The 18,317-nt window shown below is 60.3% G+C and carries 14 protein-coding genes; 8 read left to right on the top strand and 6 right to left on the bottom strand.

What is annotated here, in order from left to right:
• Window positions 1-220 precede the first annotated feature (220 nt).
• The 6 genes from BLQ12_RS03990 (at window position 221) to BLQ12_RS03965 (ending at window position 6,130) form a co-directional block, all read left to right on the top strand.
• A complete protein-coding gene (locus BLQ12_RS03990) occupies window positions 221-1,255 on the top strand; it encodes an NAD(P)H-dependent oxidoreductase (protein ID WP_092208501.1) in 1,035 nt (344 codons plus the stop codon).
• Window positions 1,179-1,616 carry a hypothetical protein gene (locus BLQ12_RS03985; RefSeq protein WP_092208499.1) on the top strand — a complete coding sequence of 146 codons (438 nt, stop codon included), beginning with the start codon at window positions 1,179-1,181 and terminating at the stop codon, window positions 1,614-1,616. Before BLQ12_RS03990 ends, BLQ12_RS03985 begins: the two co-directional genes overlap by 77 nt.
• A 437-nt stretch (window positions 1,617-2,053) precedes the next feature.
• A complete protein-coding gene (locus tag BLQ12_RS03980; protein ID WP_092208497.1) occupies window positions 2,054-3,088 on the top strand; it encodes a TRAP transporter substrate-binding protein in 1,035 nt (344 codons plus the stop codon).
• Complete coding sequence (locus BLQ12_RS03975) at window positions 3,085-3,552, top strand: TRAP transporter small permease (protein ID WP_092208495.1); 468 nt, start codon at window positions 3,085-3,087, stop codon at window positions 3,550-3,552. Before BLQ12_RS03980 ends, BLQ12_RS03975 begins: the two co-directional genes overlap by 4 nt.
• Window positions 3,553-4,011: 459 nt before the next feature.
• On the top strand, window positions 4,012-5,313 hold the full coding sequence (locus tag BLQ12_RS03970; protein WP_217640243.1) for a TRAP transporter large permease: 1,302 nt from the start codon (window positions 4,012-4,014) through the stop codon (window positions 5,311-5,313).
• A 148-nt stretch (window positions 5,314-5,461) separates the two neighbouring features.
• Window positions 5,462-6,130 carry a retropepsin-like aspartic protease gene (locus BLQ12_RS03965; RefSeq protein ID WP_092208493.1) on the top strand — a complete coding sequence of 223 codons (669 nt, stop codon included), beginning with the start codon at window positions 5,462-5,464 and terminating at the stop codon, window positions 6,128-6,130.
• A gap of 20 nt (window positions 6,131-6,150) precedes the next feature.
• Here the strand turns inward: BLQ12_RS03965 and BLQ12_RS26845 are convergent, their stop codons facing one another.
• Entirely contained in the window at window positions 6,151-6,357 is a 207-nt protein-coding gene (locus BLQ12_RS26845) for a hypothetical protein (RefSeq protein WP_139163822.1), read from the bottom strand.
• Window positions 6,358-6,868: 511 nt separating this feature from the next.
• On the opposite strand from BLQ12_RS26845, the gene BLQ12_RS03960 reads away from it, so the two are divergent.
• Window positions 6,869-7,441: a helix-turn-helix domain-containing protein gene (locus BLQ12_RS03960; protein WP_092208491.1), complete on the top strand. Its 573-nt coding sequence runs from the start codon at window positions 6,869-6,871 to the stop codon at window positions 7,439-7,441.
• Between the two features lie 150 nt (window positions 7,442-7,591).
• A complete protein-coding gene (locus BLQ12_RS03955) occupies window positions 7,592-9,241 on the top strand; it encodes an AMP-binding protein (protein WP_092208489.1) in 1,650 nt (549 codons plus the stop codon).
• Window positions 9,242-9,632: 391 nt separating this feature from the next.
• On the opposite strand, the gene BLQ12_RS03950 is transcribed toward BLQ12_RS03955, so the two are convergent.
• From BLQ12_RS03950 to BLQ12_RS03930, 5 genes are all read right to left on the bottom strand, one after another.
• A complete protein-coding gene (locus BLQ12_RS03950) occupies window positions 9,633-11,381 on the bottom strand; it encodes an Ig-like domain-containing domain (protein ID WP_092208487.1) in 1,749 nt (582 codons plus the stop codon).
• On the bottom strand, window positions 11,378-12,814 hold the full coding sequence (gene lnt, locus BLQ12_RS03945) for an apolipoprotein N-acyltransferase (RefSeq protein WP_092208485.1): 1,437 nt from the start codon (window positions 12,812-12,814) through the stop codon (window positions 11,378-11,380). The genes BLQ12_RS03950 and lnt overlap by 4 nt, the downstream gene beginning before the upstream one ends.
• Window positions 12,815-12,833: 19 nt before the next feature.
• On the bottom strand, window positions 12,834-13,940 hold the full coding sequence (locus BLQ12_RS03940; protein ID WP_217640235.1) for a dimethylarginine dimethylaminohydrolase family protein: 1,107 nt from the start codon (window positions 13,938-13,940) through the stop codon (window positions 12,834-12,836).
• A 114-nt stretch (window positions 13,941-14,054) separates the two neighbouring features.
• The gene (locus tag BLQ12_RS03935; RefSeq protein WP_092208483.1) at window positions 14,055-14,573 is read right to left on the bottom strand and encodes a hypothetical protein; all 519 of its coding nucleotides are present in this window, start codon (window positions 14,571-14,573) and stop codon (window positions 14,055-14,057) included.
• 359 nt (window positions 14,574-14,932) lie between these two features.
• Window positions 14,933-18,001, bottom strand: a complete 3,069-nt coding sequence (locus BLQ12_RS03930; RefSeq protein ID WP_092208481.1) for an AfsR/SARP family transcriptional regulator — start codon at window positions 17,999-18,001, stop codon at window positions 14,933-14,935.
• Window positions 18,002-18,317 lie beyond the last annotated feature (316 nt).

The raw sequence follows: 18,317 nt of genomic DNA, 5'->3' as shown, positions 1-18,317 counted from the left end.
GCGCCCCAGGGACCGGCGGCAAGAATGGTTCTGATATTAAAACATTGTTTACCAACTTTCAACCACCAAAGTGTCAAGTGCAACTTTCCACTTTACACACGAATTGACCGTCTGCTAAAACTCATCCAGTGGAGAGAGGGGGAAGTAGACATTTCAGTAGTTTCAAGGTGCACTTTCCGACCCCTAAAGATTTACTTTTGCAACTTCAAGGAGTCCAAAGATGAACATCACCGTCCTCAGTGGGAGCCCGAAAGGTAAGGACAGCGTTACCCTTCAATCGGTCAACTACATCAGTAAACTGTTCCCGGAACACAGCTATGATGTGTTCCACATCGGCCAGACCATCAAAGCCCTCATGGAAGAGGAGGACGCCTTCGACGCCGTCATGGCGTCGGTAAAAACGGCAGACCTCATCATCTGGGCAACGCCCGTCTATACCTGCCTGGTACCTGCCCAGTACAAGCGATTCATGGAAAAACTGTTCGCCAGCGGCAAGGCCCCTCTCTTCAAGGGGAAATACTCAGCGGTCATCTCCACCTCCATCAACTTCTTCGACAACTATGCCGTGGACTACCTTCGGGCCATCAACGATGATCTGGACACCCTGTTTGCCGGATCCTATTCCGCAGACTCCTATGACCTTCTCAAGGAAGAGGGGCAGATGCGCCTCGCCCATTTCGCCGCCCAGCTGTTTGATGATGTCCAGTCCGGGGCCATGTTCGGCAAACGCACCTACCCGCTTTCCTACAGCTGGCATGTCTACGAAAGCGGCCCGGCCCCTAAGCCCGTGGACGCCGGCACGAAAAAGGTGCTCCTCATCCAGGACGAAAACTACGAGGGCACGAACCTGGGCCGCATGGTGGAGCGCTGCGTGGCCGGTTTCAAGGCCGACATCGAGGTGGTCACCCTCTCGGATCTCGCCGTGAAAGGCGACTGCCTGGGCTGCATCCAGTGCGGTTTCGACCACGAATGCATCTACGAAGGCAAAGACGACTTCATCGAGTTTGCCCGGGAAAAAGTGGCCCCGGCCGACATCCTCATCCTGGCCGGGGAAATCAAGGACCGGTGGCTCTCGTCCACCTGGAAGCAGTTTTTCGACCGCAGCTTTTTCCAAAACCATGTCCCGGCCTTAAAGGACAAACAGGTGGGCTTCCTCCTGTCCGGCCCCCCTCACCCAGATGGTGGCCCTCAAAGGGACCCTGGATGCCATCACCGAATGGCAGGGGGCACACCTTGCAGACACCGTCACCGATGAGGTGGAAGAGAGCGCGTTCATCGATGCCCGCATCGACACCATGGTGCGCCGGATCACCGCCTTTGCCGAGCGCGGCTATGTTCGCCCCGCGACCTTCGTGGGCATCGGCGGGCGAAAGGTGTTTCGCGATGATGTGTGGGGACGCCACCGGTTTGTCTTCCAGGCCGACCACGCCTTCTACGAAGCCAACGGATTGTACGATTTTCCCCATGACGACGCCGACGCCCTGAAGATGAGCGAAGACATGATCAAGCTCACCCAGGACCCCGATATGCGCCAGGCCATCAGAAAAATGCTGAAAAAAGAGATGGTCAAACCCCACAAAGGCATCGTGGACAAAGCCGACACCGCCAGCGAATAAATGCAAAGCCCCTGCACGCAAGTGCAGGGGCTTTGTTGCGCGCCCCCCGCGCCCTTTCACCGCCTGATCCCATCAAACCGCACCGCGCTCCCCCGCAAAGAACATGCATTCAAAAACGCCATGGATTCCCCACCATAGGCACTATTTTCTTGACAAATGACCGCCAGTCACGGTCTTTTAATGACTCGTAAGCAATCCATAGTAAGGGGTCAGGTACAAAATAAATGTACAAAGAATACCGCTGCGCTTTACCCCGAGGAACGAGGGGTAAAGCGCAGCGGTAAGCAGCTTTCAAGGTGGCTCACCTTGCCGCCGGAGGCATCGCTTTTGTATGTTTTATTTTATCCCGTCCCTAAGGGGATACACCTTCGTTTTCAGGTCGATCCGGTGCACCGGCCATCAACCTGAAATCCCACCATGATTTTGAGGAGTGCACCATGAAGCGACATGCCCTTCGCCGTTCCTGTGTCCTTTTCGCCGGCGCCGTCATCCTGGCCCTTTTTACCACCCCGGCCACCGCCAAAACCTGGCGGTTTACCTACAGCGTGTTCTTCCCCGCGTCCCACGCCCAGGCCAAAGCAGCCCAAGCCTGGGCCAATGAGGTGGAAACGCAAAGCGACGGCCGCATCAAGATTACCGTCTTTCCCGGCGGCACCCTCACCAATGCCAAAAACTGCTACGACGGCGTCACCGGGGGCATCTCCGACATCGGCATGTCGGTATTTGCCTACAACAGGGGCCGATTCCCCGTCATGGAGGCCTGCGACCTGCCCATGGGCTACCCCGACGGCCTCACCGCCTCCCGCGTGGTCAACGCATACCACCGGGCCACCGCCCCCAAAGAGCTGGAAAAAGTCAAAGTGCTTTACCTCCACGCCCATGGGCCGGGCCTGCTCCACACCAAAAAACCGGTGGCCTCCCTGGCCGACCTCAAGGGCATGAAGATCCGCTCCACCGGGCTCTCCGCCAAGGTGGTGGAGGCCCTGGGCGCCGTGCCCGTGGCCATGCCCCAGGGCAGCACCTACGAAGCCCTCCAGAAAGGCGTTGTGGAAGGAACCTTCGGGCCTGTGGAAGTCCTCAAGGGATGGCGTCAGGCCGAGGTGGTCTCCTCCACCACCCTCTGCGGAGCCGTGGGATACACCACCACCATGTACGTGGTAATGAACAAAAGAAAATGGAACGCCCTGCCCGACGACCTGAAGGCCGTCATGGAGGAGACAAGCACCCGCTGGGTGGATGTCCACGGCAAGGCGTGGGACGATTCGGACACCCTGGGCATGGATGCCAGCCTCGAGCGGGGCAACCGCACCGTCCCCCTGTCAGCCGATGAGAACGCAGCCTGGAAAGAAGCGGTCCGGCCCGTGGTAACGGATTACATCTCCCGGGCCTCCAAAAAGGGCATGGACGGAGCCGCCCTGGTGGAAACCCTGAAACGCCTCATGGCCGGGCAGACACTGGCGAGCGGCTCATGATCCGGGCAGGCCACCTCACCACCGCCCTGACAAAGGGGGCGACCTTTTCCTCCTGGCTCGCCGCCGCCTGCCTCCTCGGCATGATGGGGGCAACCTGCCTGGACGTCGCCCTGCGTTTTTTCAGGTATCCCATTGCCGGTGCCTACGAAACCGTGGGTTTCCTGGGTGCCCTCATGGTGGCCTTTGCCCTGGCCGACACCACCCTCAAAGGGGGCCACATCGCCGTGGAGTTCCTGGCAGACAAACTCCCCCCGGCCCCCAGAAAATGGCTGAACCGCACCGTCACCCTCGTGCTGATCATCCTCTTCGGCCTGCTCACCCTGCGCATGGGCCGCCATGCCCTGGAACTCAAAGAAGCCGCCGAGGTCTCCATGACCCTCAAAATCCCGGTCTGGCCCGTGGTGACAGGCATCACCGCCGGCATGGGGCTCTTCGTGGCCGTACTGGTCACACGGCTGAGGTAACGCAAAGCAAAAACGTGCATTCTATGGTTAAAATCGGATGAACCACAGGGGCAAGAGGGCTCAGAGTAAAAACCAAAAAGATGCCTCCGGCGGCAAGGTGTGCCACCTTGAAAGCAGGTTGCGAATGCGCTTTCCCCTTCGTTCCTCAGGGAAAATCACATTCGCCTTTGAGTCAGATTGAGCTGAATCTGTTTTTAAAACCTGTTTGTTAAACTTTTTAAACGTTTAGCCCCCGGCAGGGCCGCCGGAGGCATCTTTAACCGCACTGCCTCCGGCGGCGAGGTGTGCCACCTCGAAAGCAGGTTGCCATTGCGATTCGTTGCGGACATAAGCTCTCAAGGTGGCATTGCTTTTTTTCAAAACCTGTTTATCAAACTTTTCAAAAGTTTGGCCCCCGGCAGGGCCGCCGGAGGCTTTCAGGTATTTTCAACCGAGATATTGAGGTTCTGTTTCTTTATGATTTCTCCAACGGCCGCCGGTGCCGCCGGCTTTCTCTTTCTCTTTGTCCTTCTCTTCACGGGGATGCCCGTGGGCTTTGTCATGGCCCTCACCGGCATCCTGGGGTTCGGAGCCCTGGTCTCCTTTGATGCGGCCCTGAACCTGGCGGTACGGGACATCGTCGATATCTTCGGGTCGTACAACCTCACCGTGATTCCCCTGTTCATCTTCATGGGCCAGATCGCCTTCCATGCAGGCATCAGCACCCGGCTCTTCACCGCAGCCTACCGGTTCATGGGCCACCTGCCCGGGGGCATGGCCATCGCCACCATCGGAGCCTGTGCCGGTTTTTCCGCCATCTGCGGATCCACCAACGCCACCTGCGCCACCATGGCCTCGGTGACCATCCCCGAGATGAAACGCTACGGATACAAAGATTCCATCGCTTCCGGGGTGGTTGCGGCAGGGGGGAGCCTGGGGATCCTCGTGCCCCCGAGCGTCATCTTCATCCTCTACGGCATCATGACCGAGCAGTCCATCGGGGGGCTGTTCATGGCGGGGATCCTGCCGGGCATCCTTCTCACCGTGCTCTTTGCGGCATCCATTGCCATCTGGGCCCTTGTCGACCCCGCGGTGGCCCCGCGGGGCCCGAAGAGCTCCGCAAAGGAACGCATCGCCTCCTTGAGCGGCCTGGTGGAGACCCTGCTCCTTTTTGCCCTGGTCATGGGCGGGCTCTTCTTCGGTCTCTTCACCCCGACGGAAGCTGGCGGTATCGGGGCCTTCGGCACCCTTGCCATTGCCCTTGCCCGGGGCACCATCGACACGGCGGGCCTTGTGGCGGCCCTGTCCGAGACCACCCGCATCTCCTGCATGATCCTGGTTATCGTGGCCGGGGCCACCATTTTCGGGCACTTCCTGGCCGTGACGCGCATTCCCTTTGAGATCGCCACCGCCGTGGTGGAGATGGACCTGCCGCCCTACGCGGTCATCGCCCTCATTATCCTTGTCTACCTGGTGGGGGGCTGTTTCATTGACGCCCTGGCCCTGATCATGCTCACCGTGCCCATCTTCTATCCGGTGGTCACTCAGCTGGGCTTTCACCCCATGTGGTTCGGTGTGGTCATCGTCCTGGTCACCCAGATCGGGGTCATCACCCCCCCTGTGGGCATCAACGTCTACGTGGTGCGCAGCGTGGTCCCCGATATCCCCCTTGCCGTGATCTTCAAAGGGGTGCTCCCCCTCCTCGCGGCCCTGGCTCTGGCAGCCCTTCTTGTGGTACTCTTTCCAGATATTGCCCTGGTGCTGCCCGAGGCCATGCGATAAGGGCCGACGCCAAAATCAAACTGACAAAAACGATGCCTCCGGCGGCAAGGTGAGCCACCTTGAAAGCTCGTTGCCGCAACGCTTTACCCCTTGCGGCGCACATCGCGGAAAAGAACAAACATAAATCCCCTGCGGAGAGCACACAATTATGCAGCTCAGAAACCACATATTCGGGATTCTTGCCATGGCCTGGCTCCTTTCCTGCCAAACCGGATACGCTGAATTTTATCAGTACCGCAACGAGGACGGGGTCATCTGTTTCACCGACGACCTGAGCGAGGTGCCCCAGGAGGAAGCGGATAAATCAAAGGTCTTCTACGATCAGTTTGACGAGCGCCCCGAAGAAAGCCGGGTTGAGCTCAAAGAAGAGGAGATGACAAAAGAAGAGCTGGAGAGAAAGGCCAACCCCCTGCCCGAAGCCGCATCCAGGGTCGCCTCCACCCGTTTTACCTTTGCCGATAACAAGATCCTTGTTCGGGTGACCATAGGAAACAACAGCAGGTCGGTCTCTGCCATCCTGCTCCTGGACACCGGGGCCAGCACCACGGTGATCCACGAAGCCCTGGCGCGGCGCGTCGGACTGAGAAACATGGCCACGGGCCAGGCTTCCGTTGCCGGAGGCCACACCATCCAGACAGGCATCACCACAGCGGATTTTATCTCCTTGGGACCCAAACGCCTGGACAACCCCACCATCACGGTGATTCCCTATTACGGCGGCCACACCCAGCACGAAGGCCTTCTGGGCATGGATTTTCTCAAGAACTTTCCCCACACCATCGACACGGCGAACCATCGCATCCTCTGGGCAAAATAGACGGCACATCCCCGGTACGGCTATGAGCTTCCCCGGGCCTCCCCTGTGGCATGGCTGCTCCGTTTCAAAGGACTGCTCCACTCGTTAAAGGGGCTCCAGCGCTCTCTTCTGTCCTGTCGCCCCCTTCTCTCCGCCCCATGGGACGAGCCCCCGTCCCGCTGCCTTCGGTCCTGTCCGGACCGTTGCCCCGATACCCCGGTTTTTCTCCGGGCGTCATCCTGTGCCATGCGTCCCTCCTTTTTTTTCCGGTTTTATGGCGGTTGTTCACCGTCACCGAGCCCAAAAGGCGCAACCTCACCAAAAATCAAACCAAACGTTACCGCCAAGTATACGTGGCGGCATTGTTTTCTGTCAATGTGGCCTCAATGGATCCACTCAGGAACGACGCCAGGTCGCTGATCCGAAAAATACCTCCCCCATTCCGCACCGGGAAACCTTAAAAAACACCTTTTCCTACGAAAAATCCATTTACAAGCAAGGCATGAATTCGGTAAGAGATCCTGTAACATGAAAGGGATCATTCTCAAGCTGTTTCCTCTTCACCCACCCGACCGGTGGACATCCCATCCGATCACGACGAGACAGACACACGATACTTTTCAACCCCCGCCAGGGTGACCGGCGGTCAATTGCCCGACAGGAGAGGCACCACATGTGCCGATTCCCTGCGGGCTCCGGCACCCCGTTGTTTTACTTGATGGCAAGCCATCCACCAACACAACATGAAGGAGTCGTTGCATGAAAATCGAGAAGATCGGCAGCCGTATCGCCGGCCTGATGAAACAAAGGGGCATCAGCTTAGATGACCTTGTGGAGCGCACCGGGCTTCACCGGGAGTTCCTGGGACAGATCGGGCATGAGAAAGAGTATTTCCCCTCCCTTGGTCCCCTCCTTAAGATTTCACGGGCATTGGGGGTCCGCCTGGGCACCCTCCTCGACGATCAGGTGAGCGAAGACCCCCTCATCGTGCGCAAAGGCGAACAGAAAAAAGAGATCGACATGCTCCCGGACAAGGACAAACCCGTGGCCCTGAAGTTTTTCTCCCTGGGACGGGGAAAAACCGACCGCCACATGGAGCCCTTCTTCATCGAAATCCTTCCCGAATCGGCCCAGGAGAAAAAACTCTCCACCCATGAAGGGGAAGAGTTCATCGTGGTCACCGAAGGAGAGGTGGAAGTCCTCTACGGCACGGAGACCCACCTGCTCAAAGCCGGGGACAGCATCTACTACAACTCTGTGGTTCCCCACTACGTCAGCTGTGCCTCACAAACCCCTGCGTGCATCTACGCGGTCCTGTACATCCCGGACTAACGGCCGGAAACGACGCAGCACGACGAGGCGTGAAAAAAGGGCCAGACGGCCATCGAAGTCACGGGCCGCATCCTTAAACGGCCCCTTTTCAGACCTCGCGGTTACGAACCCGGCCCTCGGCAGGGCCACCGCAATACGGAGCAGCAGACCATGACCAGCACCAATCTTCGGGACCTGACCCTGGGTCAGATCCTCGACAAAGCCGTTGCCGAGCACCCGGACAACGAGGCCATCATCTACGTGGACCGGGATTTTCGGCTCACCTATCGCGAGTTCGGCGAGACCGTGGACCGGGTGGCCAAAGGCCTCATGGCCCTGGGGGTCAAAAAAGGAGAAAAGGTGGCGGTCTGGGCCACCAACATCCCCTACTGGGTGGCTCTTCAGTTCGCCACAGCCAAAATCGGGGCCATCCTCCTCACCGTCAACACCAACTACCGCACCGCCGAGCTGGAGTACCTCCTGCAGCAGTCGGAATCGGAAAACCTTCTGGTCATCAACGGGTATCAGGACGCCGACTACATCAACATCGCCTGCGACCTCATCCCCGAGCTGAAAACCTGCCAGCGGGGCTACCTGAAAGCCGACAAATTCCCCCACCTCAAGCGGGTGTTTTTCCTGGGCCATGAAAAACACCGGGGCATGTACTCCATCCCCGAGATCGAGGCCATGGCCCACATGGTCTCCGACGAGGCGTACCGGGAGCGCCAGGCCACCCTCTCCTGCCACGACGTGGTGAACATGCAGTACACCTCCGGGACCACCGGGTTTCCCAAGGGCGTGATGCTCACCCACCACAGCATCGGCAACAACGGCTTCTGGATCGGCGAAAACCAAAATTTTTCCCATGAAGACCGCCTCTGCCTGCCCGTGCCCCTCTTTCACTGCTTCGGCTGCGTCTTAGGGGTCCTTGCCGCCGTCTCCCACGCGTCCACCCTCGTGGTCTTAGAGAGCTTCGATCCGGTGCAGGTCATGGCCTCCGTGGAAGAGGAACGCTGCACGGCCCTTTACGGCGTGCCCACCATGTTCATTGCCATTTTGGACCACAAGCTCTTTGCCAAGTTCGACTTCTCCTCCCTGCGCACGGGCATCATGGCCGGCTCCTCCTGCCCCATCAACGTGATGAAACAGGTGATCCGAAAGATGTACATGAGCGAAATCACCATCTGCTACGGCCTCACCGAAGCCTCGCCGGTCATCACCCAGACCCGCATCGAAGACAGCATTGAAAAAAGGGTGGAGACCGTGGGAAAAGCCATGCCGGAGATCGAAGTCAAGCTCATCGACCCGGAGACCGGAGACGAGGTCCCCCCGGGAACCCAGGGCGAGCTTTGCTGCAGGGGATACAACGTGATGAAGGGCTACTACAACATGCCCGAGGCCACGGAAAAAGCCATCGACAACGACGGCTGGCTCCACTCCGGGGACCTGGCGACCATGGACGAAGACGGCTACATCACCATCACCGGACGCCACAAGGACATGATCATCCGGGGCGGGGAGAACATCTACCCCCGGGAGATCGAAGAGTTCCTCTACACCATGGAGGGCATCCAGGACGTCCAGGTGGTGGGCATCCCCAGCCGCAAATACGGCGAAGAGGTGGCCGCCTTCGTGATCCTCAAACAGGGAGCCGATGTCCTCCCCGAGGATGTTCGGGACTTCTGCCGGGGCAAGATCAGCCGCTTTAAAATCCCCAAACACGTGGCCATCGTCACCGAATACCCCATGACGGCCAGCGGCAAGGTGCAGAAATACAAAATGCGGGAAGAGTACAAGACCTGGTTTCCGGATCACGACTAACGAAGAAAGCGTGCCTCCGGCGGGCAGGGGATAAATCCCCTGCACCCCAGGTTCGCAAATGCTCCGTCCCTTCGTTCCTCAGGGACGGAGCATTTGCTGACGGGCTACGCCCGTGATCAACCGTGTGGGGTATTCAAACGCCATTAAAGGAAGCCGTCATTGTCCAGGCTCTCCCGGGGCATTCACGTGACGTGTGACATGAAAAAAGCGCCCCGCCGGAGGCAAGCTGAACAGTTACGGTTTGACAAACAGGTGGGAAAGACACGCCTCACCCTTGAATACCGCTGTGGTTTAACTCGAGGAACGAGGGTTAAACCACAGCGGTAACAAGCTTTCGAGGTGGCTCACCTCGCCGCCGGAGGCATCGCTTTTATGTTTTTTTATCCCTTCCCTACCGCCATGCCGCGCTTCGCACAAAGCACGGTCCGCCCTCATCGGTGCCACCCATGGAATCCGTATCGACAGATGGACTCGATATGGGAACGGCAACAGCCAGGGGATCATCGATGATTCCGTCGGCACGCCCGTCCGCATCGCCCGCCCCCCCGTCGGTGAGGGTCACGTAGAGGGTGTCGCCTTCCATGCGGCATCGGTCCGTCACCTCGACGTATCCGGTCCCCGTCACCTTGTACACCCGAACACCTTTTGAAAGCCCCGAAGGGATCCCCACGGGCACCTCCACGCTCCCCCCCTTTTCCACATGCGTCACTTTATAGGCAAGAATTCCGTCTGGAAACTCTGCGTCCCGGGGTTTCCCAGGTGTCCCCAGTGACGGATCGTATTCCGACAGGGTCCGCACGTCGGCAAGCTCCGCGCCGCCTTCAAGGGCCGAGGCATCCAGGGTAAAGTGGCCCGTGTTGGTGACTGTCGCCACCGTGGCCCGGCTGCTGTCCCCGGGAAATTTTTCCAGGCTGTCGGGCACCCCGTCGCTGTCCTGATCCGGCCCGGGATTGGCGGTGGTGAAATGGCACAAAAATGATTCATAAAGACTGTTTCCCGTCCGATCGCAGGCGGCGGTGGTGACGGTAAGGGTAACCTGCGTGTCTGCGGGCAGGGGCGCTTCGGGCAGCACAACCAGGCTGCGCGTGGCCTCCACATAAACATGACGAAAAGGCACCTTGGCGCCTCCAGCCGTGAGGCCAAGGGAGGCAACCGTCAGGCTGTTCGGGTCCATGGACTCGCTGAAGATCACCCCGGGGGTGATGTTAAGGGCAATATCCCAGGCGTTCTCAGAAATGTTACACGACACCACCCGTGGCTCTTCCAGGTCGGGCACCGACAGGGTGGTGAAACGGACCTGCTCGCCGTAGGCAGGCCCCGCGCTGTTGGTTGCAAAGGCCCGAACATAATAGGTGGTCCCCGGAGCAAGGCCCGTCATGGGATGGGCAAAGGCCCCTGTCTCCGTCACCTCCCCTCCGGCGGTTTTCGGGCAGGTGATGTCCGGGTCTTCGGTGGTGGACCAGCAGAGCCCGTGCCTCACGGGATGCCGCACCCCCAGGTCCGTGATGTCGCCCCGCCCCGTAGCCGAAGTGGCCGCGATCCCGGTGGGAGACAGGGTGGAGACAGTTGCTGCCCGGGCGTGTGTGTAGACAAGGGGGACCTCCGTGTGTTTTCCATCGGGCAGCTCAAAGGTGTAGAGGCCCTGCGGTATGCCGCCCCCTTCCCGGACCTTCAGGCAGAGTTCCACCTCCTGATAGGTTCCCGCAGGAGCCACTGGGAGCAGGCGGGGAGATTCCACGATACTCCCTCCGGCATGATACGAAAGCCCAGGGGACGATCCATCGGGTTTGTAGGGAATACTCAACCGTTGCCGGACGGCCCCTCCCGCCAACAAAAAGGAAGAATCCGCAAAGGCAAAAAAATCCGAGTAGGCCACAAACGACTCGCCGCCTGCCGCCTTGATCTTTAATGCTCCGCAGTCAAAGGCCTCTGCATGCTGAGCCCTCAGGCGAATGACCTCCTCCGGCCCCACAAGCTCTGCTGACTGTCGCTCTTCGTCGGTGGCCCAGGTGGCGGTTTCCTCGGTGCCGTCGTCATGGCGCCATCGCCAACTTGTGGTTGGCGCGATACGGGCCTGAACCTCCGCGGCAATCAGAAAAAAAGAAAGCACAAAAAGAATCAGGTATCTCATACGTTTCATAGGGCCTTTTCCTCTTCAGTACGTTGGGGACACGAAAAACCATCTGGCCGGGCCCCAACCTGTTTCACGTCGCAATAAACAACATAAGGGGTACCGGCTTTGCGCCCGGATACAATCACCCCCGATGCCGAAATATGGCCGGACATCCCGAGATTGTTGTTGACCACCAGGTCTTTTCTATTCTGGATGGCCCTTATCCGATTGAAATAAAAGTGATGCCGGATCAGGGGCGTTCCCGTGAACCAGTTGTTGTTGGCCAGGACCACCAGGCAATCGTAGGGGGCGTCTGCAAAGGAGGCTGCCACCCGGTTGGTGCTGCTTTCGTTGCAGATGAGCACCCCGATGCGGGCTCCGCCGGCCAGGAGAAGACCCCGGTGAGCCCCTGCGGGTTCCTCAAAGGGGGAGGCCTCGAAAAAAGGCAGTTTCAGCCCGATGGACGATATTTCAATGCCCTTCAGAAGGTTCTGTTTGTCGTAGCGCCCCGCCAACTTGCCCTCTCCGGTGAACAGATACGCCGAGTTGTAGGTGTGGCCTCCAACGGCGCTGGTCATCCCGATAAGATGCAATGCGTCGGAAGACGTCCGCGCGGCAGCCAGGATAGCGCGGGTCAAATCATCACCGGGCCTGTAGGCCCAGGGCACAACCCCCTCGTTCCAGATGGTGAGAGCCTGCCTCTTGCCTTGGATGGAGGCGGCAAGGCCCAGAAGGCGATCCGCGTACTCATCGACCCGCTCCCGGGTCCAGCGTAGCCCGGCGGTGGAGTTGTCGTTGGCAAGGGCCACCCGGAAACCGCCCGTACGGAGGCCTTCCACCCGGTAAACCTCAAGGGCCCCGCCCCCGTGCAGGCAGGCAAGGAGCAGCAGTAAAAATACAAACCAGACCCCGGAGCGCCTCTTGACCCCTTCGGCACACAGCAGATTAAGCACCAGCACCGTAAATGTGAGCAAAAACAGGTCTCCCAAAGCCGCCAGCTGACTGACGTACAGGTTGGCAGCCTGAGAAAACCCTACGGTGTACTGGAACCAGGGGAAGCCCTCCAGAAGATGATACATCCCCATCTCGGCAAGGGTCGCGGCCAGGGGCCAGACGAGAAGCTGCACGGCAACGGATCGCTTGCGCATCCATGCAAAGGGCAGAAGAAGGACGGCCACGTTTACGGCCATGATCGCCACGGCCACACCGTGGCAGAAAAGGGCCACGCCCCACTGGTTGTCCGTGTACCGGGCCACGGCCCCTGCCACCCAGGACTCCATCACCAGGCCGTAGGCCAGGCCAGCCCAGCCTGCCTGGGCCACAGGCCTTTTTGTGTTTTCAGCCACCAGAAGGTAGGGAACCAGGCTCACCCAGGCCAGCCAGGAGAACATGAAGGTTGTGGCGATTCCCAAAAGCGCCCCGGAAAGAAGCGCAGGCCCGCTCCGTTTCACCCATCCCATAAAAGCGTCTCCTCACTCCTCACAGGGTGCTTTCCCGCACCAGGGCCTGGTGCCAGCACCTGAGGGAGCCACCGAAAAAGGTCACGGCATCAAAGGGAACCTCCATCACCTCCTGGCCTGCCGCACGCAGCCTGTCGGCAACGCGCGGCACCTCGTCGGCAAGGACCATGGCCTTCTCATCCAGGATCAGGCCGTTGCAGGCAAAGCCCTCCAACGCCTCGGCCGCAGACACGTCGATGGTCTTCCACCCATCCAGGCATTGGGGCAGGCCGTCGGGAAAGGCGTCTCTGCAGACCACGGCAAGACCCGGCCTCGGGGTGGAGAGGCAGCAGTCCAGATGGAGAAACCCGGAATTAAGCCTCACCCCATGGACGCGGTAGCCCGGTCCCAGGCACCCGGCCAGCCAGCGAACGCCCTCAGGATTACTGGCATTGCCGGAAAGCCCCACCAGGAGGTCCCGCCCCAGAACAAGGACGTCCCCTCCTTCGAGGATCGCTCCGTGTCCTCCCGGGGCGACCCCACGGGAGGGGACCAGTGGCGGCATGGAGATCACCGAATTTCCGCCACGCTCAACGCGCCGGTCCAGGGCACGCCGGATCCCGAACCGCTCCCGCCGCCGAAAGGGAAAAAAGAGCTCCGTCTCAATGGCCTTGTCCCCCACCACAAGAAGCGGGTCCCGGGGATAAAGCTGGGCCCCGCAGGCGGGGAACGCGGAGTCCAGATACCCCAGCTCTGCCGGGGTCATCGCCGGGGTCCTGTAAACCGTCACCCCCCGGTCCCTCAGCACCTCAATCACCGAACTCATCTGGCAGTCCATCCGTTGGTAAAGCGCGGGATCGGCCTCCACCAGGGATTTCCCGGCATGGGCGTTGAAAAACGCCTGCCATTTTCGGGGAAACCACCGGCGCATCTCCGGGGGCAGGGTCTCGGGGATCTTCACATGCGGCGATCCCACAAGGGCCTCTTTGAGGGTTCCCCACTCATGGGCAACCCCAAGGGGCACCCCGGCCCTGGCCGAGGCGCGGCCGGGCCGAAAAATACGGCTCATTCCGAAGCCTGCCATCACAAGGGAGGCCACGGCCATGCCCTTGAGAAGGGTACGCCGGCTGATGTCAGGGTCTTTCATCACAAAACCATCCATGGGGTGAGGGAGCCCGGGAAAGGCAAAACCGGGTTGGGCGCGGTCAGGTGCATCGACGCAACTGAAAGCCCCCAACCCGGCCCCCGCAGGTTTCCCACCTTAACGACCGAGAAAAAGGGTAAAACGCACGAACGCCCCCAGCAGGTCCAGGTCTTCGGCCGTTGCTCCGGCAATCACATCGGAAACGTCGTGGTGGGTGTAGGAGAGACCCGCGCGGAGCCCCCAATAGTCCCGGGTAAAGCCTGCGGCAAATTCCACTCCGGGCCCGGATCGGTAATCCATGGCAGGGCCGTCCAGATCGGCGTCGATGAAACGCCACAGCAGGGCTGCCGAGCTTAAGGGGCGGATGGCCCCTAGGACGGGCACCGTGCGCTCTGCCCCGTGCCGGGCCGCGCCCAGGGCCAGGGTCAACGCCCGCACAGAGCCGTCATCGGGCCCCAGGGAGGGGGAGAGCTTCCAGCGCATCCAGTCGTGCCGCACGCCGCCTTCCAGATCCCAGTTCCCGTTCATGCGATACGCCACCTGCACCATGGGGCTGATGCCGTGGCGAACGCTCAGATCGTAGGCCTCGCCCCCGTATGTTGAGGTGGATTCGGCCCTATACCCGGAAACGTCCACACCGATCCCCCAGGACCATGGGGACGTTTTTTTTGATTGGGAAAAGCCACCGTTTTGTTCCGGTGTGTGATCTGCAACGCCCGTAGGCTCAGGGGATGGAATATCCAGGGCATGCAGCGGGGAGGTCAGCAGCATGCAGAGTAAAAAAAACAAACATACGATTCGATGTCTCGGAGAGTGCATGGAGAGCCTTTCGGTGATTCCTTAATTCAGCTTATCCGGTCCGTTCCGGATGTTGACTGAAGGAAGTAAACCACTGATCGGCAAAAGTATACCGCCAGGTGAGCGCAGGCCTGTCAGAAACCTGTCGTTTTAACCTAACCCACCTAAAACGAGAAAAATCCGTCGGGACAGAACATCTATCCCCAGAAGCTCTCCATGACGGCGTCCTGCTCTTCGATGCTGTGGCCTGCCTGGCGAAGCCCGCGGCGAAGGCAATCCACCTGTTCCAGGGCCTGCTGGGGCTGATCTGCGTCGAGGCAGAGGTCATGGACGAGGCGATTGAGGGAGGGAGACAAGGGGTGAAGGGAGAGGGCACAGCGGGCGGCGTCAAGGGCCCGATCCGTGCCGTGGGTCCGGGCCAGAACCGGACACCAGGCCAGGGCGGCGCGCCTGACCTGTTCCGGGTCGGGGGAAAAAGGGGCGGGATCATTCAGGAGAGAAAAGGCGCGGGTCAGGGGGATGGATGCGGTCCAGGGGCGTTTTTTTTCCAGCAGCAAGCGGCCCTCTGCCAGCAGGGTATCCAGGCGGGCCGCCTCGCACCGGACATGGCGAAGCACGGCCGTGCCCGCCTCAATGCCCAGATAATGCCGAGGGGACTCAGGCCCCGCGGCTTCGGCCAGCACCTGTCGCAGGCGTTTCATCAGGTTGTCCAGGCGGCCCCGCAAGCCCAACGGGTCCTTGCCCGGCCAGAGAAGGGAAGCGAGCCTGTCGGCTGCCAGGCATGCCCCGGGCTGCCGGAGCAGGAGGATCATCAGCTGAATCTGCTGTGCCGCGCGAACGGTGGCTCTCTTTCCCGTAACCGGACAAAAAACCTCCAGCCGTCCCCCCGGTGCGGGGCGGATATCCAGCACGGGCACGGCACGTCCATGGCTGAGGAGGTCCACGCCGAGCATCCGCCGGGCGGCCATGCATGCCCGCGAGCTTTCGGCTCCATCTGCCACGGAAGCCGAAAACAACGGCGCAAAGATGCGCGGCTCAAATCCCGCAAAATTGAGGCAATCCACGGTCTCCATGATGGCGAGCATGTGCGTGACATACCCCATGGCGGTGCTGCCTGCGCCGTCTGCCAGGTGTCGCCTGGCCAGGTACCCAAGGCCCAGGGCCTGAATGGAAGCATCGTCAAAGAGGGTATAGGAGGAAATGTGGCGGGTCAGGAGGGGCACCGCACCGTCGTCGGCCGGGTCCAGGCTTCGGCTGCACCCAAGGATCACGGCGCAATGGCGTGCGTAGTAATGCCCGCAATTGAGGTCCCCCACCGGTCCGACCTCTGCAGAAAGATCCCGGGCCTCGTCATGCCGGCCCAGGTGAGCCAGGCACAGGGCCTTCCAGCTCAAGGTCACGGCGTGGATGTTGTCTTGGCCCCCGGTGGTTTTGAGCACCTCCTCGAAAATGCCCAGGGCCTCGCCTGCCCAACCATTCCGCAACGCCGCCAGGGCCTCCCAGGTACGGGTCATCTTCACCAGATAGGGCGACGTCAGAAAAGACGCGAAGCGGGTTCTCACATGGGCCCCTGCAAGGGAAAAATCATCGCTCCGGCCACGGATACGCAGGATATTTAAAAGGCAAAAGTGGACGGCAAAACGACTCGACGGGCTCAGCCCGTCCATGTGCTCCGGCACCACCCTGGCATCGAGTTCGGCAAGGGCACGGGGCACATCGGTTCGCAGGATAGCATGCAAACAGGGAACCAGGAGACTGAACAGGTCCAGGTGGTCGGCACCTTCTGCGGTAAGTTCCGGCTCCAGCTGACAAAGAAGCCCATGGGCTGCCGTCCCGTCCAGGGCGTAGCACGCCCCCAGGGTCAGGGCAGCGAGGATATGCCGCCGGTGATGAACAGCCAGGGGGATGTCGGCAATAAGCGCACTTCCCCGACGAATATCCGGTGCAAGCCTGCCGTAAGCCCCGCCGTGGAGCACTTCATATTCCACCAGGCGCCCGATGGCATGAAGCTCCCCGGCTTTGTCCCGTGTTTCCCGCATGCCGGAAAGGCTCTGTTCCAGCCACGGCCTGGCCGAGACCGGATCGGCGGTAAGCAGGATTATGCCCCGATGGAGGCTCAACCAGGGAAAGCTCTCCACCGTCCGGGATGGCAAGGCATCCAGCAGAGAGCCCACCAGAGAGAACCGCCCCCTGCCCAGCAGTGCCAGCCCGTGGCGGCTCAACTCGTCCCCCAGGCTGTCGAGGCACCCTTCCCGGCTCAGGCAGAGCAAGCCCTCCTCCACAAGGCCCTGTGCAAGGCAATCGGTGCCCAGTACCTCGGCCCAGTGACGGCGAAACTCAGGGGTCAGGCTGGACTTACGTGCCGCAAAGGCGTCCCTCAACAGGTGATGCAAAATGACCCACTCCCCGTCCCTGTCTTTCTGGATACGCACAAAACACGCCCTGTCGGCCAGGGATGCCAGCAGCTCTCCTTCGGCCCGCCATGGGGTGCCCCCACCCAGAAGACACCCGGGAATACGCTCCAGATCCGCCAAAAGGGCCATTTTGGGAGACGCATCGGCCCACAAAAGACCCATGGCCTGAAGGATCCGGTTGCCGGAGAGCTCAGGCAGCTGACGGTTAAGGGTGCTGCCGTTTAGTCGCCCGTGCTCCAAAAGCAACCGCACGCCCCCGGGCCACCCTTCGGTGAGGGCATGGATATCCCGAATGGTGGAGGCAGCAACAGGGACTCCATCGGCAGCCTGCACCACCTGGGCGGTTTCATCCAGGCTCAGGGCCAAGAGGTCGTTGTCGATAAAAAGGGTGTCCCCCAATGGGGCCAGGACCGCGTGCTCCGGGTACTCCCGGGTAAGGATCACCAGGCGCAGCGGGCTGTGGGCAAGGAGCTGCTGAAGGCAGTGGCGGTTTGGCGGGGTGTCCATGACAAGGTGATAATCATCCACGATCAGCAGCCCGGGTCCCAGGTCAGGGGCTGCTTTCAAAAGACGCGCCAGGGACTGTTCCCAGCGATTATCCGGTGAGCCACCCTCGGGCAGGGAGGGCAGCTTCAGGCTGTGGGTCAGACTCTCCATAAAGACCGAAGAATCGCTCTGGGATGGGGAACAGGCGTGCCAAAAGAAGGGGGCCGAGGCCATGAACTGCCTTGCCAGGGTGGTCTTGCCCTGCCCGGCCCTGGCCGCCATGACCAGCAGGCGAAAGTCACCGGAAAACAGCATTCGGCAATGGGAGAGGGCGTCGTGACGGATGACCGGATCTGAATGGCTCATGGGTACGTCCTGATGAGAAAAAATACTTCAAACAAAAAAGGTAACGACTCAGCCTGCAGCGGCCTCCGGCGGCCCTGCCGGGGGCCGGACTTTTAAAAGTCTGACAAACAGGCTTTAAGAGCTGTTTTGTCTTATTAAGCAGCTTGGTTTACAGGCTGCATGAGACTTAACGAATATGAAACCTAAAAAATCACTTTAGCCGGATCCCTTTGCCCTGCGCAAGCCGGAAAAGCTGCCCTCCCCCATCTCGCCCTTTGCCCTTTGGCCTTTCGCCTTTGTAACTATTCAGCTCAAAAAAGCGTGCCTCCGGCGGCAA

The sequence above is a fragment of the Desulfoluna spongiiphila genome, assembly GCF_900101345.1.
Classification (GTDB): Bacteria; Desulfobacterota; Desulfobacteria; order Desulfobacterales; family Desulfolunaceae; genus Desulfoluna; species Desulfoluna spongiiphila.
The sequence above is the reverse complement of the archived record's forward strand: the minus strand, read 5'-3'. Positions and strand labels throughout refer to the sequence as shown.

Excerpts from the sequence above, each read along its gene's own strand:
- BLQ12_RS03990 (WP_092208501.1), top strand. The coding sequence starts at position 221 with ATGAACATCACCGTCCTCAGTGGGAGCCCGAAAGGTAAGGACAGCGTT.
- BLQ12_RS03985 (WP_092208499.1), top strand. The coding sequence starts at position 1,179 with ATGGTGGCCCTCAAAGGGACCCTGGATGCCATCACCGAATGGCAGGGG.
- BLQ12_RS03980 (WP_092208497.1), top strand. The coding sequence starts at position 2,054 with ATGAAGCGACATGCCCTTCGCCGTTCCTGTGTCCTTTTCGCCGGCGCC.
- BLQ12_RS03975 (WP_092208495.1), top strand. The coding sequence starts at position 3,085 with ATGATCCGGGCAGGCCACCTCACCACCGCCCTGACAAAGGGGGCGACC.
- BLQ12_RS03965 (WP_092208493.1), top strand. The coding sequence starts at position 5,462 with ATGCAGCTCAGAAACCACATATTCGGGATTCTTGCCATGGCCTGGCTC.
- BLQ12_RS26845 (WP_139163822.1), bottom strand. The coding sequence starts at position 6,357 with ATGGCACAGGATGACGCCCGGAGAAAAACCGGGGTATCGGGGCAACGG.
- BLQ12_RS03960 (WP_092208491.1), top strand. The coding sequence starts at position 6,869 with ATGAAAATCGAGAAGATCGGCAGCCGTATCGCCGGCCTGATGAAACAA.
- BLQ12_RS03955 (WP_092208489.1), top strand. The coding sequence starts at position 7,592 with ATGACCAGCACCAATCTTCGGGACCTGACCCTGGGTCAGATCCTCGAC.
- BLQ12_RS03950 (WP_092208487.1), bottom strand. The coding sequence starts at position 11,381 with ATGAAACGTATGAGATACCTGATTCTTTTTGTGCTTTCTTTTTTTCTG.
- lnt (WP_092208485.1), bottom strand. The coding sequence starts at position 12,814 with ATGGGATGGGTGAAACGGAGCGGGCCTGCGCTTCTTTCCGGGGCGCTT.
- BLQ12_RS03940 (WP_217640235.1), bottom strand. The coding sequence starts at position 13,940 with ATGAAAGACCCTGACATCAGCCGGCGTACCCTTCTCAAGGGCATGGCC.
- BLQ12_RS03930 (WP_092208481.1), bottom strand. The coding sequence starts at position 18,001 with ATGAGCCATTCAGATCCGGTCATCCGTCACGACGCCCTCTCCCATTGC.